The organism is Phytopseudomonas argentinensis (genome assembly GCF_900113905.1).
GTDB lineage: Bacteria > Pseudomonadota > Gammaproteobacteria > Pseudomonadales > Pseudomonadaceae > Aquipseudomonas > Aquipseudomonas argentinensis.
This window is the reverse complement of record NZ_FORC01000005.1, coordinates 36591-52856: the sequence shown is the minus strand read 5'-3', so window position 1 is coordinate 52856 and position 16266 is coordinate 36591. Positions and strand designations below refer to the sequence as shown.

At 65.8% G+C, this 16266-nt stretch carries 12 protein-coding genes and 1 pseudogene; 8 read left to right on the top strand and 5 right to left on the bottom strand.

The window, feature by feature from the left end; genetic code table 11:
- Positions 1 to 95 precede the first annotated feature (95 nt).
- From BM154_RS20820 to trpE, 8 genes and pseudogenes are all read left to right on the top strand, one after another.
- A complete protein-coding gene (locus BM154_RS20820) occupies positions 96 to 1343 on the top strand; it encodes an ABC transporter permease (protein ID WP_074888913.1) in 1248 nt (415 codons plus the stop codon).
- Positions 1344 to 1364: 21 nt separating this feature from the next.
- Positions 1365 to 2192 carry an ABC transporter permease gene (locus BM154_RS20815; protein WP_074888910.1) on the top strand — a complete coding sequence of 276 codons (828 nt, stop codon included), beginning with the start codon at positions 1365 to 1367 and terminating at the stop codon, positions 2190 to 2192.
- Between the two features lie 162 nt (positions 2193 to 2354).
- Positions 2355 to 3722, top strand: a complete 1368-nt coding sequence (locus tag BM154_RS20810) for a sigma-54 interaction domain-containing protein (protein WP_074888909.1) — start codon at positions 2355 to 2357, stop codon at positions 3720 to 3722.
- Between the two features lie 176 nt (positions 3723 to 3898).
- Entirely contained in the window at positions 3899 to 5041 is a 1143-nt protein-coding gene (locus BM154_RS20805; RefSeq protein WP_074889254.1) for an iron-containing alcohol dehydrogenase, read from the top strand.
- Positions 5042 to 5122: 81 nt separating this feature from the next.
- Positions 5123 to 6502 carry a hypothetical protein gene (locus BM154_RS20800; RefSeq protein ID WP_074888907.1) on the top strand — a complete coding sequence of 460 codons (1380 nt, stop codon included), beginning with the start codon at positions 5123 to 5125 and terminating at the stop codon, positions 6500 to 6502.
- 200 nt (positions 6503 to 6702) lie between these two features.
- A complete protein-coding gene (rpe, locus tag BM154_RS20795; protein ID WP_074888905.1) occupies positions 6703 to 7377 on the top strand; it encodes a ribulose-phosphate 3-epimerase in 675 nt (224 codons plus the stop codon).
- A pseudogene (locus tag BM154_RS20790) lies at positions 7374 to 8300 on the top strand (phosphoglycolate phosphatase). The gene rpe and the pseudogene BM154_RS20790 overlap by 4 nt, the downstream one beginning before the upstream one ends.
- Positions 8301 to 8364: 64 nt before the next feature.
- Positions 8365 to 9843 carry an anthranilate synthase component I gene (gene trpE / locus BM154_RS20785; protein WP_074888900.1) on the top strand — a complete coding sequence of 493 codons (1479 nt, stop codon included), beginning with the start codon at positions 8365 to 8367 and terminating at the stop codon, positions 9841 to 9843.
- Between the two features lie 165 nt (positions 9844 to 10008).
- Here the strand turns inward: trpE and BM154_RS20780 are convergent, their stop codons facing one another.
- Genes BM154_RS20780 through BM154_RS20760 form a run of 5 tightly spaced genes read right to left on the bottom strand, consistent with a single transcriptional unit; the run spans position 10009 to position 16187 of the window.
- Positions 10009 to 11748, bottom strand: a complete 1740-nt coding sequence (locus BM154_RS20780) for an acetyl/propionyl/methylcrotonyl-CoA carboxylase subunit alpha (protein ID WP_074888897.1) — start codon at positions 11746 to 11748, stop codon at positions 10009 to 10011.
- The gene (locus BM154_RS20775; RefSeq protein WP_074888894.1) at positions 11745 to 13358 is read right to left on the bottom strand and encodes a 5-oxoprolinase subunit B/C family protein; all 1614 of its coding nucleotides are present in this window, start codon (positions 13356 to 13358) and stop codon (positions 11745 to 11747) included. Before BM154_RS20775 ends, BM154_RS20780 begins: the two co-directional genes overlap by 4 nt.
- 9 nt (positions 13359 to 13367) lie before the next feature.
- On the bottom strand, positions 13368 to 14174 hold the full coding sequence (locus tag BM154_RS20770) for a putative hydro-lyase (protein WP_074888890.1): 807 nt from the start codon (positions 14172 to 14174) through the stop codon (positions 13368 to 13370).
- Complete coding sequence (locus tag BM154_RS20765) at positions 14171 to 14941, bottom strand: LamB/YcsF family protein (protein ID WP_074888888.1); 771 nt, start codon at positions 14939 to 14941, stop codon at positions 14171 to 14173. Before BM154_RS20765 ends, BM154_RS20770 begins: the two co-directional genes overlap by 4 nt.
- A 16-nt stretch (positions 14942 to 14957) precedes the next feature.
- A complete protein-coding gene (locus BM154_RS20760) occupies positions 14958 to 16187 on the bottom strand; it encodes an NRAMP family divalent metal transporter (protein ID WP_074888885.1) in 1230 nt (409 codons plus the stop codon).
- Between the last annotated feature and the right edge of the window lie 79 nt (positions 16188 to 16266).

The following is a 16266-nucleotide window of genomic DNA, read 5'->3' as shown; positions in this document are numbered from 1 at the left end:
GTCTGAGTGCCTTGCCCCTTCGCTTCACGGAGCGCTGGCGTATCGGCGCTCCGGCTTCACCCCCGAATTCTCATTGGCTTCACCGGAGTTATCCCATGGCCCTAGCAGTGCCCAATGCCGAGGTCGCCGGCCCTACGCTCAAGCAGCGGCTGGCGCGCGCCGAGCGCATGAATCGCCTGAAATCCCAGGCGCTGATCCTGCCGTTGGTGCTGTTTCTCGTGTTTACCTTTCTGGTGCCGATCGTGGCGCTGCTCAACCGCAGCGTGGATAACCCGGACGTGGTCGGCTCGCTGCCGCGCACCGTCGAAGCCATCGACAGCTGGGACGGCCGCGGCCTGCCCGAAGAGCCGGTCTACAAGGCGCTGGCGTTGGACCTGGCCGCCGCCCGCGAACAACAGCAGCTAGGCGATCTGTCCAAGCGCCTGAACATGGAGCTGGCCGGCTACCGTAGCCTGCTGGCCAAGACCGGCCGCTCGCTGCCATTCGAAGCCGAGCCTGCTTCCTACAAGGATGCGCTGGAATCCTTCGACGAGCGCTGGGGCGACCCTGCCTACTGGCAGGTAATTCGCCGCAACAGCAGCTCGTGGACGTCCTACTACCTGCTCGCTGCGCTGGACCATCGCGTCGACGACTCCGGCGCCGTGGTCAAGACCACCCCGGACCAAGCCATTTATCTCGACATCTTCGCCCGCACCTTCTGGATGGGCGCGGTGATCACCGCCATCTGCCTGGCGCTGGCCTATCCGCTGGCGTATCTCTTGGCCAACCTGCCGACTCGCCAGGGCAACCTGCTGATGATCATGGTGCTGCTGCCGTTCTGGACCTCGATCCTGGTGCGCGTGGCGGCCTGGATCGTGCTGCTGCAGTCGGGCGGGCTGATCAACTCGGCGCTGATCAAGCTGGGGTTGATCGACCAGCCGCTGGAGCTGGTGTTCAACCGCGCCGGGGTGTACATCTCGATGGTGCATATCATGCTGCCGTTCATGATCCTGCCGATCTACAGCGTCATGAAGGGCATTTCGCCTACCTACATGCGCGCCGCGATTTCCCTGGGCTGCCACCCGTTCGCCAGCTTCTGGCGGGTGTACTTCCCGCAGACCCTGGCCGGTGTCGGCGCCGGTTGCCTGCTGGTGTTCATCCTGTCTATCGGCTACTACATCACGCCTGCGCTGCTCGGCAGCCCGAGCGACCAGATGGTCAGCTACTTCGTCGCCTTCTACACCAACACCACAATCAACTGGGGCATGGCCACCGCGCTGGGCGGCTTGCTGCTGGTCGCCACGCTGCTGCTCTACGTGGTGTACAGCTGGCTGGTGGGTGCGGGTCGCCTGCGTCTGGGCTAACGGATTACTGGAGATAAAGAAATGCTGAGCCCCTATATGTCTCCCGTCGAGCGCGCCTGGCACTACGGCCTGCGTCTGCTCTGCGGCCTGGTACTGCTGTTCCTGGTGTTGCCGATCCTGGTCATCGTGCCGCTGTCGTTCAACTCCGGCACCTTCCTGATCTACCCCATGCAAGGGTTCTCGATGCGCTGGTACGAGGACTTCTTCGGCTCGGCCGGGTGGATGCGTGCGCTGAAGAACAGCATGATCATCGCTCCGGCGGCGACCGTGCTGGCGATGATCCTCGGCACCCTGGCGGCCATCGGCCTGACCCGCTCGGAGTTTCGCGGCAAGGCGCTGGTGATGAGCCTGCTGATCTCGCCGATGGTGGTGCCGGTGGTGATCGTCGGTGTCGCCAGCTACCTGTTCTTCGCACCGCTGGGCCTGGCCAACGGCTACCTGTCGCTGATCGTGGTGCACGCGGTACTGGGTGTGCCCTTCGTGATCATCACCGTGTCGGCGACGCTGCAGGGCTTCAACTACAACCTGGTGCGCGCTGCCGCCAGCCTCGGCGCCTCGCCGATCACCGCGTTCCGCCGGGTGACCCTGCCGCTGATCGCACCGGGCGTAATCTCCGGCGCGCTGTTCGCCTTCGCCACCTCGTTCGATGAGGTGGTGGTCACCCTGTTCCTCGCCGGCCCCGAGCAGGTCACCCTGCCGCGGCAGATGTTCAGCGGCATCCGCGAGAACCTCAGCCCGACCATCGCCGCCGCGGCGACGCTGCTGATCGGCTTCTCGATCCTGCTGCTGCTGACCCTGGAGTGGCTGCGCGGGCGCAGCGAGAAGCTGCGCACCCAGGTCAACGAATAAGCGCTTTCACGGCCTAGCCGTAACCGCCGCAGCCCCTTGGGTTACGGCGGTTTTTTTATGCCGCCACTACCGGCCAGGCCGCCGGCTTGCTGCCCGCCTTTGTCATGCCTTTCGTCGTCTGCGAGTACACTCCCGGGTTTTCTGCCCGGTCCTGGAAAGCCCATGGATTTCAACGATCCCAGTTTTCGCGAGTTGCTCGACGCGCTGCACGACGGCGTCTACATCACCGACGCCGATGGCATCACCCTCAAGGTCAACGGTGCCTACGAACGGCTGACCGGCCTGCGCAGCGAGGATGTGGTCGGCCAGCACATGCAGGCGTTGGTGGAGCAGGGGGTGATCTCCCAGTCGGTGTCCCTGCGGGTGCTCAAGGAGGGCAGGGCGCTGTCGCTGATGCAGAGCGTCAGCCAGGGCAAGCGCCTGCTGGTCAGCGGTACGCCGATTCTCGATGCGGCCGGCCATGTGCGCTACGTGGTCAGCACGGTGCGCGACATGACCGAACTGCTGCGCATCAAGCACGAGCGTGACGAGTTGCAGCAGCTCAAGCAGTTGCGCAACAGCACCGCGAAGCTGCACGCCGGCCAGCGTGACGATTTGCTCGACGCCTCGCCGGTGGCCAAGCTGCCGGCTTCGGGGCGCCTGTTCGCCCAGGCCCGGCAGGTGGCCGCCAGCGACGTCAAGGTGCTGCTGCAAGGCGAAACCGGCGTTGGCAAGACGCTGATCGCCCAGTACATCCACAAGCGCAGCCCGCGCGCGGCCCAGCCGTTCCTGGCACTCAACTGCGGCGCGCTGCCGGAGAACCTGATCGAGGCCGAGCTGTTCGGCTACGTGGCGGGCGCCTTCACCGGCGCCGGCAGCAAGGGCAAGCGCGGGCTGCTCGAGCTGGCCCATCACGGCACGGTGTTTCTCGACGAGATCGGCGACCTGCCGCTGGCCCTGCAGGTCAAGCTGCTCAAGGTGATCGAGGAGAGCCGCTTCATTCCCGTGGGCGGCCTGGAGCTCAAGGAGGTGGACGTGCGCATCATCACCGCCACCCACCATGACCTGCGCCAGATGGTCGCCGACGGGCGCTTTCGTGCCGATCTCTATTACCGCCTCAACGTGGTGCCGATCCATATCCCGGCCCTTCGCGAGCGGCCCGACGAGATCCAGCCGCTGCTGGACTTCTATCTGGCCGAATTCAATGGCCGTTATGGCCGCGCGCTGACCTGGGAGCTGGAAGCCCTCGATGCGCTCACCGACTACGCCTGGCCCGGCAACATCCGCGAGCTGATCAACCTGGTCGAGCGCCTGGTGGTCACTTGCGTGGGCGAGGCCGTGGAACTGTTCGACCTGCCCGAGGAAATGCGCGCGCCTGCCGCGGAGGCAGGCAATGAAAACCTGCCATTGCGCAAGCAGGTCGAGCAGCTCGAAAGGCGGTTGATCCGCAAGGCGCTGGTGCAGCACAAGACCACCCGCGAGGCGGCCAAGGCCCTTGGCCTCAGCCAGGCGACCCTGGTACAGAAGATGAAGCGCTGGGAACAAGGTTGATTGGGAAATGGATCAAACAGCTGGCCCCTGATCCATTTGTTGATCGCCAGTCCATCTCGGTAACCTGTGACATATCGACGCAACCCTTCTACAGCGAGGGTTTCGCCAGGCTGGCACAGGAATCGCTATGACAGGCCCGAACCCGTCCGCAAGACAATGCATAAAAGGGCCTGATGATGATTACCTCCGCCTTCAAGATCGCCAACAAGCTGCTCACCGGCCAGGGTGCCGTCGAGCAGCTGGCGCACGAGCTGCCCCGCCTGAACATCAGCAATCCATTGATCGTCACCGACGCCATCCTGATCAAGTCGGGCACCGTCGATCACGTCCTTAAACAACTCGGCGCCTATGGCATCTTCGATGGCGTCGAGCCTGAGCCGGAAATCGCCATCGTCGAAGCCTGCGCCAAGGTCTATCGAGACGGCGGCCACGATGGCCTGATCGGCGTCGGCGGCGGCAGCGCCATCGACATCGCCAAGGCGGTGGCCGGCTATGTCGGTCATGACGGCGCCCTGGAGACGCTGTTCGGCGTCGACCAGATCAAGCGCAAGGGCCCGCCGCTGATCGCCATCCCCACCACCGCCGGCACGGGGTCGGAAGTGACCAACGTGTCGATCCTGTCGGACAAGCAGGCGCAGCTGAAAAAGGGCATCGTCAGCGACCATCTGCTGCCCGACGTGGCCCTGGTCAGCCCGGTGATGACCCTGACCTGCCCGCGTAGCGTGACCGCCGCCAGCGGCGTCGATGCCCTGGTGCATGCCGTGGAATCCTACCTGTCGGTGAATGCCTCGCCGATCACCGACGCCCTGGCCATCGGCGCCATCAAGCTGATCGCCAAAGCGCTGCCCAAGGCCTACGCCAACCCGGCTGATCTCAAGGCGCGCGAAGACATGGCCACCGCCAGCCTGATGGCCGGCATGGCCTTCGGCAACGCCGGGGTCGGCGCCGTGCATGCCCTGGCTTATCCATTGGGCGGGCGCTTCAACATCGCCCATGGGGTCAGCAACGCCTTGCTGCTGCCCTACGTGATGGCCTGGAACAAGCTGGCCTGCGTCGAGCGCATGGCCGAGATCGCCGCCGCCCTTGGCGTGCAGACCTTTGGTCTGAGCGACAAGGTAGCTGCCGACCTGGCCGTCGAAGCCATGGCCGAGCTGTCCGCCGGCGTCGACATTCCCAAGGGCATGCGCAGCTTCAACGTGCCCGAGGAGGCCATCCCGGCCATGGCCGAGGAGGCCAGCAAGATCGACCGGCTGATGCGCAACAACCCACGGCGCCTGACCGCCGGCGACATCGAGCAGATCTACCGCGCCGCTTACTGAATCCGTTTCACATCCCTGACTAACAGCCCCGGCCCGCCCGGGGCTCGCTGCTTACAACTCTAATAACATTGGGTGATTCACATGTCCGAACCGCATCAACAAGACCTGGGCGTCGAAGCCCCCTATTGGCCGATTGGGCCATTCAAGTTGCGTCTGCCTTTCATTCATTACCGCTTCGAAGTCTCCGACTACATGCAAGGCCTGCTCATGTGCGCGGTGGATCTGGCGGCGATCCCCTTGATGACCGAGTTCCTCGGCATGCCGTTCGAGGTGGCGCTGGCGGTGGTCATGCTCAACGGCCTGCTGTACCTGACTCACCATCTGTTCGGCGATCCGGTGGTGCCGGGCTGGATCACACCGGCGATCCCCCTGCTGATGGCCTACTGCAGCCAGTTCCCGGAGGGCCCTGAGCGGGTGCATGCGCTGATCGCCTTCCAGCTGATGCTGGGGATATTTTCCATTGGCCTGGGCATGACCGGCATGGCGCGCAAGGTGGTGTCGCTGGTGCCTTCTGCGCTCAAGGCCGGCATCATCATGGGCGCCGGTCTCAGTGCAGTGGTCACCGTATTCAAGGAGGGCGGGCGCTTTGACGCCTTTCCCTGGACCATCTCCATCGCGGTCGGCATCGCCTTCTATCTGGTGTTCTCCCTGCACTTCCAGCAACTCAAGAAGCGCAGCCGCTTCTGGTGGAATTTCGCCAAGCTGGGCATCTTCCCGATCATCCTGCTGGCCGTATTCGTTGCGCCGATCTTTGGCGAGGCGCCGTGGCCAACCATCGAGTGGGGCATCAGCAAGCCGGACTTCGTCACCCTGTGGCGCGAATACACCGTGTTCGGCCTCGGCATGCCGCCGTTGATGATGTTCGTCACCGCGCTGCCCACGGTGCTGGCCGCCTACCTGGTGGTGTTCGGCGACGTGCTCAGCAACAAGGCGATCCTCGAGGAAGGCGGCAAGGTGCGCACTGACGAGAAGATCGATTTCAACCCCAACCGCTCGCACCTGATCTTCGGTGGGCGCAACGCCTTCATGAGCGTATTCGGCCCCGACGTGGCCATGTGCGGGCCGCAGTGGGCGGCCATGCAGGTGGTGATCACCGAGCGCTTCAAGGGCGGCGCCCAGGCGATGAAGTCCATCTACGGCGGTGTCGGCTCGTTCCGCTGGGGCACCAACACCGGGCTGTTGCTGCTGCCGGTGGTCACCCTGCTGCAGCCGATTCTCGGCGTGGCGCTGGCGCTGACCCTGCTGATCCAGGGGTACGTCAGCGTGCGCCTGGGCATCATGGAAGCGCGTAGCCAGCGTGACCTGGGCATCGCCGGGGTGATCGGCGCGGTGCTGGCGATCAAGGGCGCCAGCTGGGCCTTCGCCATCGGCGTCGGCCTGTGCGCGCTGATCTACGGAGCGCAGATGTTCCGCGGCGAGAACGACCAGACCTTTACCAAGGATCTGCCTCCCGGCGAGTGATCCTTGGAGCGCTTGAGTCTGGGATAGCCCGGGTCGAGCGCATCGACACCCGGGACTGCCCTGGGTATCGCTGCGTGCAACTGCAGGCTACGCAGTGCCAGGCTGAGGCATTTGCGCGCGCCGCCGTCAGGCGGCGCTGCCATCCAGCGCATCTGCCGTTACAATGCGCGCCACCGTGACCCAGCACTCAGAGGTGCGCCATGCAACCCTTCGCCATCGCCCCGTCGATCCTTTCCGCCGACTTCGCCCGCCTGGGTGAGGAGGTGGACAACGTACTCGCCGCCGGGGCGGACATCGTGCATTTCGATGTCATGGACAATCATTACGTGCCCAACCTGACCATCGGCCCGATGGTCTGCTCAGCGCTGCGCAAGTACGGCATCACCGCGCCCATCGACGCGCACCTGATGGTCAAGCCGGTGGATCGCATCATTGGCGACTTCATCGAGGCCGGCGCTTCGTACATCACCTTCCACCCGGAAGCCAGTGAGCACGTCGACCGCTCCCTGCAACTGATCAAGGCCGGTGGCGCCAAGGCCGGCCTGGTGTTCAACCCGGCTACCCCGCTGGACGTGCTCAAGTACGTGATGGACAAGGTCGACATGATCCTCTTGATGAGCGTCAACCCCGGTTTCGGCGGGCAGAAGTTCATCCCTGGCACCCTCGACAAGCTGCGTGAAGCCCGTGCGCTGATCGACGCCAGCGGCCGCGAGATCCGCCTGGAGATCGACGGTGGCGTGAACGTGCAGAACATCCGCGAGATCGCCGCAGCGGGCGCCGACACCTTCGTTGCTGGCTCGGCGATCTTCAACCAGCCGGACTACAAAGCGGTGATCGACGCCATGCGTGCCGAACTGGCCGGGGTGCGTGGATGAAACCGCTGCGCGCGCTGTGCGCCGGTGAGCTGCCGCGCCTGGTGATGTTCGACCTGGACGGCACCCTGGTCGACTCGGTGCCGGACCTGGCCACCGCCGTCGACCGCATGTTGGTCGAGCTAGGCCGCGAGCCTGCCGGTGTCGAGCGCGTGCGCCACTGGGTCGGCAATGGCGCCCGTGTGCTGGTGCGTCGTGCCCTGGCCGGTGGCCTGGATCATTCGGCGGTGGGCGAGGCTGAAACCGAAGAGGCGCTGGCGCGCTTTCTCGATATCTATGCCGATTGCCACGAGCTGATTACCCTTTACCCGGGCGTGCACGAGCTGCTCGAAGCCCTGAGCACCGCTGCCGTCGAACTGGCGGTGGTGACCAACAAGCCGGAGCGTTTCGTCGCGCCGCTGCTGGAGCAGGTCGGCCTGGGCGGTTATTTCCGCTGGATCATCGGCGGTGATACCCTGCCGCAGCAGAAGCCCGACCCGGCTGCCCTGCTGCAGGTGATGCGCCTGGCCGGTGTCAGTCAGGAACAGTCGCTGTTCGTCGGTGATTCGCGCAGCGACGTGCTGGCCGCCCGTGCGGCCGGCGTACCCTGCGTGGCGGTCAGTTACGGCTACAACCACGGTCGTCCGGTGGCTGAAGAAGCGCCGCAGCTGGTGGTCGATAGCCTCGCCGAATTGCTCTAACGAATCCTTAGCTGTGCCATTCGGCTTTTGTGGGAGCGGATTTATCCGCGAAACCGGCGATAAAGATCGCGGATAAATCCGCTCCTACAAGCTATCGCTTTGCCCCGCTTGCAGCGCTTGGCGTGTAGCTGCTACTTTGGCCGCTCTCCTTATTCCCCCGCCTGTCGAGATCACACCGTGGTGGTTAGCTGCAAACTCTGGATGAAAGTCATCAAGGCCCTGGCCCGTTGGCGCTGGCGCGCCTGACATTCCCTGCCGCTGCGCGCGGCCCGTTTGCACCTGACCGATTTTTCACGCCACGAGGCTGATCATGATCCACGAAGAATTCCTGCGTTTGGCCGCCGAAGGCTACAACCGCGTTCCGCTCGCCTGCGAAACCATCGCCGACTTCGACACCCCGTTGTCGATCTACCTGAAGCTCGCCGATGCGCCCAACTCCTACCTGCTCGAATCGGTACAGGGCGGCGAGAAATGGGGCCGTTACTCGATCATCGGCCTGCCGGCGCGCACCGTGCTGCGAGTGCATGGCCACCAGGTGGTGATCACCACCGATGGCGTGGAAGTCGAGCGTCATGACTGTGCCGACCCGCTGGCCTTTGTCGAGGAGTTCAAGGCGCGCTACAAGGTGCCGACCATCGCCGGCCTGCCGCGCTTCAATGGCGGCCTGGTCGGCTACTTCGCCTACGACAGCGTGCGTTACGTCGAGCCCAAGCTGGCCGATGGGGTGAATCCCGATGCGCTGGGCACGCCGGATATCCTGCTCAACGTCTCCGATGCGGTGGTGGTGTTCGACAACCTGGCCGGCAAGATGCACGCCATTGTGCTGGCCGACCCGGCCGAGGCCGATGCCTTCGCCCGTGGCCAGCAGCAGTTGCAGGACATCCTGCACAAGCTGCGTCAGCCATTCACACCGCGCCTGGGGGTAGATCTGAACAAACCGGCGGGCGCGGAACCGGCGTTTCGCTCCAGCTTCAGCCGCGAGGATTACGAACGTTCGGTGGACGCCATCAAGGATTACATCCTGGCCGGCGACTGCATGCAGGTGGTGATTTCCCAGCGCATGTCGATCCCCTTCAAGGCCGCGCCCATCGACCTGTACCGCGCGCTGCGCTGCATCAACCCGACGCCGTATATGTACTTCTTCAACTTCGGCGACTTCCACGTGGTCGGCTCGTCGCCCGAGGTGCTGGTGCGCGTCGAAGACAACCTGGTCACCGTGCGGCCCATCGCCGGCACCCGCCCGCGCGGCGCCACCGAGGAGCAGGACCTGGCGCTGGAACACGACCTGCTGGCCGATGCCAAGGAAGTCGCCGAGCATCTGATGCTCATCGACCTGGGCCGCAACGACACCGGCCGCGTCTCGGAAATCGGCTCGGTGAAGCTGACCGAGAAGATGGTCATCGAGCGTTATTCCAACGTCATGCACATCGTCTCCAACGTCACCGGCGAGCTGAAGCAGGGCCTGACCTCGATGGACGCCCTGCGCGCTATCCTGCCGGCCGGCACCCTGTCTGGTGCACCGAAGATTCGCGCCATGGAAATCATCGACGAGCTGGAGCCGGTCAAGCGCGGCGTCTATGGCGGCGCAGTCGGTTACTACGCCTGGAACGGCAATATGGACACCGCCATCGCCATCCGCACCGCGGTGATCAAGGACGGCGAGCTGCACGTACAGGCTGGTGCCGGCATCGTCGCCGACTCGGTACCTGCGCTGGAGTGGGAAGAAACCCTCAACAAGCGCCGCGCCATGTTCAGGGCCGTGGCCTTGGCGGAGCAGGGCACGCTCTAAGCGACACCGATAGAAAGAAAGGGCAGCTCAGGCTGCCCTTTCTTTTGAGCGCCAGACGCGTGTTGTCTCCATCCTGTGGGAGCGGGCCATGCGCGCGAAATTGCGGGCATGGCCCGCTCCCACGGGTTTAGCCCGGGTGGAGCGTAGCGATACCCGGGGCTGATCTCAGCCTTCCAGCTTGGCCAACGCCGCCCCGGCCTCCAGATAAGCCCCGGCCTGTTCGCGGATGCGCAAGGTGCCGTTCCCCGGCGAGGTGACCTGGGTTTCCATCTTCATCGCCTCCATCACTGCGATCACCTCACCGGCTTTGACCTGAGCGCCGTCCTCGACCAGCCAGGCGTGCAGGTTGCCGGAGATCGGCGCGCTGACCAGGCCTTCTTCGGCAGCCGGTGCAGCGGCGCCAGTTGCTGCCTGAGCCACCTGGGCGCTGCCGCCCAGCGGCGCCAGACCTTGCAGCAGGGCGCTCGGCAGGCCCAGTTCGTGGCGCTTGCCGTCGATCTCGATAAAGGTACGCAGCACCGCCTCGCCGGCCACCGGCAAGGTACGCGGTGCCAGGGTGATCTGCTCGGCGAAGTCGGTTTCGATCCAGCGCGTGTGCACGGCGAAGCCCCCGCCGGTGAAGTCCTCGTGATCCATCACCGCGCGGTGGAAGGGCAGTACCGAGGCGATGCCCTCGATCTGGAACTCGACCAGGGCGCGGCGCGCACGGGCGATGGCCTGCTCGCGGGTGGCGCCGGTGACGATCAGCTTGGCCATCATCGAGTCGAAGGTGCCGGGCACGCTGGAGCCGCTTTCCACGCCGCTGTCCAGGCGCACGCCCGGGCCACTCGGTGCGCGGAATTCGCTGATCTTGCCCGGGGTGGGCAGAAAGCCCTTGCCGGCATCCTCGGCGTTGATGCGGAATTCGAAGCTATGGCCGCGCGGTGTCGGCGTCTCCCTGAACGACAGCGGCAGGCCATCGGCGACACGCAACTGTTCGATCACCAGGTCGACGCCAGCGGTTTCCTCGGTCACCGGATGCTCGACCTGCAGGCGGGTGTTCACCTCCAGGAACGACAGGGTACCGTCGGCGCTGAGCAGGTATTCCACAGTGCCGGCGCCGACATAGCCGGCCTTGGCGCAGATGTCGTGCGCGGACTGGTGAATGCGCTGGCGTTGCTCGTCGCTGATGAAGGGGGCCGGCGCTTCCTCCACCAGCTTCTGGTTGCGGCGTTGCAGCGAGCAGTCGCGGGTGCCGACCACCACCACGTTGCCGTGGCTATCGGCGATCACCTGGGCTTCGATATGGCGCGGGCGGTCGAGGAACTGCTCGACGAAGCACTCGCCGCGGCCGAAGGCGGCCTCGGCTTCACGCACCGCCGAGGCATACAGCTCGGCCACTTCGTCCATGCGCCACGCGACCTTCATGCCGCGCCCACCACCGCCGAACGCGGCCTTGATGGCGATCGGCAGGCCGTGCTGCTCGGCGAAGGCCAGCACTTCGGCGGCGCTCTGCACCGGGCCGGGGGTGCCGGCCACCAGGGGCGCGCCAACCTGCTGGGCGAGTTTGCGGGCCTCGACCTTGTCGCCGAGCACGTCGATGGTTTCCGGGTTCGGGCCAATCCAGATCAGCCCGGCGCCTTGTACGGCACGGGCGAAGTCGGCGCGCTCGGAGAGAAAACCGTAGCCGGGGTGCACGGCATCGGCGCCGGCACGCTTGGCGATGGCCAGCAGCTTTTCGATATTCAGGTAGGTGTCGGCCGGGCGCTCGCCGTCCAGCCCATAGGCTTCGTCGGCGTGGCGTACGTGCAGGGCATCGATATCGGCATTCGCATACACGGCCACGGAGGCCACACCGTGGTCGCGGCAGGCGCGGGCGATGCGCACGGCGATTTCACCGCGGTTGGCGATCAGGACTTTTTTCATGGTTGGTTCTTCGCATCGGCAGTGAGAAGGGAGGCGTCGGGCTCGAGCTCGACGAACGCCTCGATCGGGTTGAAGCGGATCTGCGCGTTGACGGGGATTTGCCCGGCCAGATCCAGATGGTGGCTGGCCACGGCGGCGATCACCGGGTAGCCGCCGGTCAGCGGATGGTCGGCGAGAAACAGCACCGGCTGGCCGCTGGCGGGCACCTGGATGGCGCCCAGTGAGGTGCCTTCGCTGGGCAGCTCATCATGGTTGCAACGCTCCAGGGGCACCTCGCCTTCGAGGCGAATGCCGACCCGGTTGGATTGCGGGGTGACGCGCCATAGCTGGCTGCTCAGGCGCTCGATGGCGGCCCGGGTGAACCAGTCGCTGCGCGGCCCCATGACCACATCCAGGGTGATCACATCCTTGGCAGTCGGCAGTTCAAAAGCCGGATCTTCCGCTATCGAAACGCTGGTGCCCGCGCTGATTTCATTGAAGCCCAGCCGGTCGCCGGCTTTGAGCGGCGGCGGGCCGACCTGGGCCAGGCTGTCGTAGGACAGGCTGCCCAGCACCGGCGCCACCTGAAAGCCGCCGCGAATCGCCAGGTAGCTGCGCAGCCCGGCCTGAGGGGCACCGAAGCTGACGCGGTCGCCGTCATCCAGTTCGATGGGTTGGTAATTACCGGGCTGCCATTGCAGGCCACTGGCGGTGGTCACGGTGACGGGCGTCTGCGCCCCGGTGACGGCGATAATCGTGCGGCTGTGGCAGACGAAGCTCAGGCCACCGAGCACCACTTCCAGGCAGGCGAGGGCCGAGTCGTTGCCCACCGCACGGTTGGCGGCGCGCAGGGCACCACGATCCAGCGCGCCGGACATCGACACGCCCTGGTCGGTATGGCCGGCGCGGCCCAGGTCCTGCAACACCGTTTGCAGGCCGGGGCTGAGAATTTCCAGGTGGGCACCGGCCGGCGGCTCGCTGGCCGTCGTTTGTTCATGGACTGGCAGGCCACCAGTCGGCAGCGGGCCGGCATCCTGGAAGCGCACCTTGTAGCCGGGGCGCAGCAGGGCAGGCTCGTCGCGGCCCAGGTTCCACATCTGCAACGGCGTGACGCCGATGATCTGCCAGCCACCGGGGCTGGCCTTGGGGTAGATGCCGCTGAAATTACCGGCCAGGGCCACGGCACCGGCAGGAATGCGCGTGCGCGGGGTCTGCCGGCGCGGCACCTGGAAGTCGGCGCCGCCGGTCAGGTAGCCGAAGCCGGGAGCGAAGCCGCAGAAGGCCACTTCGTAATCGGCGCCGGTGTGGCGGCGCACCACTTCTTCACGGCTTATGCCGAGCAGGCTGGCGACTTCGTCGAGGTCCTCGCCGTTGTAGTGCACGGGAATTTCCACGCGGCGGCTTTCACGGGCGCTGCGCTGGCTCAGGTCGCGGCGGGCGAGATCCTCGATCAACGCCTGGCGGTCGACGGCGCTGGGCCGATACTGGATCAGCAGGGTACGGGCCGCTGGGACGATTTCCTCGACCCCGGCGATAGGCTCGGCCTGCAGCGCAGCGAACAGCGCCAGGGTTTCGTCGAGATCCTGCAGCTCGACGAGCAGCGTATCGAGGTTGGCTGGGAGAAAACGCACGGGCTTGTCCTATACGTGGTACGTGCTGTCAGGCACGTCGGTGATAAACATATGGCCTGGCGAATGGGTGATCGCGAAGGGCACGCCGGAGGCCATGACTGCCGCCTGGGGCGTCACGCCGCAGGCCCAGAACACCGGCACTTCGCCGGGCTCGATGCGCACCGCGTCGCCGAAATCCGGCTTCTGCAGGTCTTTGATGCCCAGGCGCTGCGGCTCGCCGATATGCACCGGGGCGCCGTGCACAGAGGGGTAGCGGCCGGAAATACCGGCCGCCTCGGCGACGCGATCCGCCGGGATCGGCCGCATCGACACCACCATCTCGCCATGCAGGCGGCCCGCCGGGCGGCAGGCGCGGTTGCTGCGGTACATCGGCACGTTGCAGCCGTCGGTGATATGCCGCACGTCGATGCCGGCCTCCTGCAGGGCAGTCTCGAAGGTGAAGCTGCAGCCGATCAGAAAGGTCACCATGTCCCTGTGCTCCGCCCAGGCGGCGGTGGCGTCGCTGACTTCCTCGGCCAGCTTGCCATCACGCCAGATGCGGTACAGCGGCAGATCGGTGCGCAGGTCGGCACCCTCGGCCAGCACGGTGGTCGGGCTGCCGGCGTCGCTGACGTCGAGCACCGGGCAGGCCTTGGGGTTGCGCTGGGCGTAGAGCAGAAAGTCGTAGGCCCAGTCGCGGGGCAGGGCGATCAGGTTGGCCTGGGTCATGCCCGGGGCGATGCCGGCTGTGGGGGCGACGCGGCCGTTGCGGTACTCGGCGCGGGCCTGGCGGGCGGCGGTAATGGCGGCCTGTTGGGCGCGTTGGATGGCGTTCATCGGGAGGCTCCAGCGAAGGCTTGCAGGGATACGCCGGATTGCTCCAGCAACTGGCGCACTTCGCGGGCCATCTGGATGGCGCCGGGGCTGTCGCCGTGCACGCAGATCGAATCGGCTTCGACGCGAGTGATGCTGCCGTCGATCGCCTCGACCTCGCCGCTCTGCACCAGGCGCAGCATGCGTTGGGCCACCTGTTCAGCGTCGTGCAGCACGGCGCCCGGCTCACGACGTGACACCAGGGTGCCCTGGGTCGTATAGGCGCGATCGGCGAAGGCTTCGGCGGTGCAGGTCAGGCCTTCGCGGCGGGCCAGCTCGATCAGCGGCGAGCCGGCCAGGGCGACCAGTACCAGGCGCGCATCGACGGCGCGGATCGCCTTGATCACCGCCAGGGCCTGGCGCGTGTCGTGGGCGATGGTGTTGTACAGCGCGCCGTGGGGCTTCACGTAGCGCACCTCGGTGCCGGCGGCGGTGGCCAGGGCCTGCAGGGCGCCGATCTGGTAGATCACGTCGGCAGTCAGCTCGTCGCTGGACGGGTCCATATTGCGGCGGCCAAAGCCGACCAGATCCGGGTAGGCGACGTGGGCGCCGATTGTCACGCCCTTGGCTGCGGCGGCCTTGAGGGTGCGCAGGATGCCGGCCGGGTCACCGGCGTGGAAACCGCAGGCGACATTGGCGCTGGTGACGATATCGAGCATCGCGGCATCGTCGCCCATGGACCACTGGCCGAAGCTCTCACCCAGGTCGCTGTTGAGGTCGATGGTTGGCATGTCGGGTCTCCTAGAGTCAGGCGATGAAAGCGAAGATCGGGCCGATGGACTTGGCGGCCATGTACCAGGTCAGCACGCAGGTGAGGGCGCCGAGGGCCAGCAGCCAGCGTGGATAGTGGTAGCCCTCCATTAGGTCGGCGCGGCGCCAGCCCACGTAGATGAAGATGGTCAGGCCGATCGGCAGGATCAGGCCGTTGAAACCGCCGGCGAACAGCAGCAGGCCAGCGGGCGGGGTGCCGAGCATCAGGTAAACGCCCAGGGATATTGCGATGAACACCACGGTCGCCAGGTTGCGGCCGCGCTCGGTAATCGATTTGTTGAACACGGTGATGAACGACATCGAGGTGTAGGCCGCGCCGATCACGCTGGTGATGCCCGCTGCCCAGAGAATCAGGCCGAAGGCGCGCAGGCCGAGTTCACCGGCCGCTGCCTGGAACGCCTGGCCGGCAGGGTTGGCGCCCTGGCCCGAGGTGTCGATCACCACGCCGCTGGCGACCACGCCAAGAATGGCCAGGAATAGGATATAGCGCATTACCCCGGTGACCATGATGCCGCTCAGCGCCGCCTTGGAAACCTCGTCGATGTTCTCGACGCCGACCGTGCCGCGGTCCAGCAGGCGATGAGCGCCGGCGTAGGTGATGTAGCCGCCGACGGTGCCGCCGACGATGGTGGTGATGGTCGCGAAGTTGATCTCGTCCGGCCATACGGTCTGGCGCAGCGCTTCGCCCAGTGGTGGGTTGGAGGCGAAGGTCACGAACAGCGTGAGGCCGATCATCATCAGGCCCAGGACCACCATGATGCGGTCCACCGCGATACCGGCGCGGTGCGACATGAAGATGCCGATGGCCACCAGGGCGCTGAGTGCGCCGCCCCATTTGGTGTCCAGCCCCATCAGCGCATTCAGGCCCAGGCCGGAGCCGGCGATGTTGCCGACGTTGAATACCAGCCCGCCAAAGATCACCAGCACTGCTAGCAGATAACCGCTGCCGGGAATTGCCGCGTTGGCGATGTCCGAGGCACGCATGCGGGTCAGGGTAACGATGCGCCAGACGTTCAACTGCACCACGAAGTCGATCAGGATCGACGCCAGGATGCCGAACGCGAAAGCCGCGCCCATGGTGGCCGTGAAGGTGGCGGTCTGGGTGATGAAACCAGGGCCGATGGCCGAGGTGGCCATCAGGAAGATGGCCGCGATCAGCGATGAGCGGCGTGAGCGGGCGAAATCGCCGGTGGTCTGGGCCTGCATGGAGCACTCCTGGGACAGGGTAACGGGTGCAGGTGTAAGGCAATCAACATGCCACGTGACGAGAAATTAGTGCGATCTG

Coding starts and splice junctions, on each gene's coding strand:
- BM154_RS20810 (WP_074888909.1), top strand. CDS start 2,355: ATGGATTTCAACGATCCCAGTTTTCGCGAGTTGCTCGACGCGCTGCAC.
- BM154_RS20760 (WP_074888885.1), bottom strand. CDS start 16,187: ATGCAGGCCCAGACCACCGGCGATTTCGCCCGCTCACGCCGCTCATCG.
- BM154_RS20765 (WP_074888888.1), bottom strand. CDS start 14,941: ATGCCAACCATCGACCTCAACAGCGACCTGGGTGAGAGCTTCGGCCAG.
- BM154_RS20770 (WP_074888890.1), bottom strand. CDS start 14,174: ATGAACGCCATCCAACGCGCCCAACAGGCCGCCATTACCGCCGCCCGC.
- BM154_RS20805 (WP_074889254.1), top strand. CDS start 3,899: ATGATTACCTCCGCCTTCAAGATCGCCAACAAGCTGCTCACCGGCCAG.
- BM154_RS20820 (WP_074888913.1), top strand. CDS start 96: ATGGCCCTAGCAGTGCCCAATGCCGAGGTCGCCGGCCCTACGCTCAAG.
- rpe (WP_074888905.1), top strand. CDS start 6,703: ATGCAACCCTTCGCCATCGCCCCGTCGATCCTTTCCGCCGACTTCGCC.
- trpE (WP_074888900.1), top strand. CDS start 8,365: ATGATCCACGAAGAATTCCTGCGTTTGGCCGCCGAAGGCTACAACCGC.
- BM154_RS20815 (WP_074888910.1), top strand. CDS start 1,365: ATGCTGAGCCCCTATATGTCTCCCGTCGAGCGCGCCTGGCACTACGGC.
- BM154_RS20780 (WP_074888897.1), bottom strand. CDS start 11,748: ATGAAAAAAGTCCTGATCGCCAACCGCGGTGAAATCGCCGTGCGCATC.
- BM154_RS20800 (WP_074888907.1), top strand. CDS start 5,123: ATGTCCGAACCGCATCAACAAGACCTGGGCGTCGAAGCCCCCTATTGG.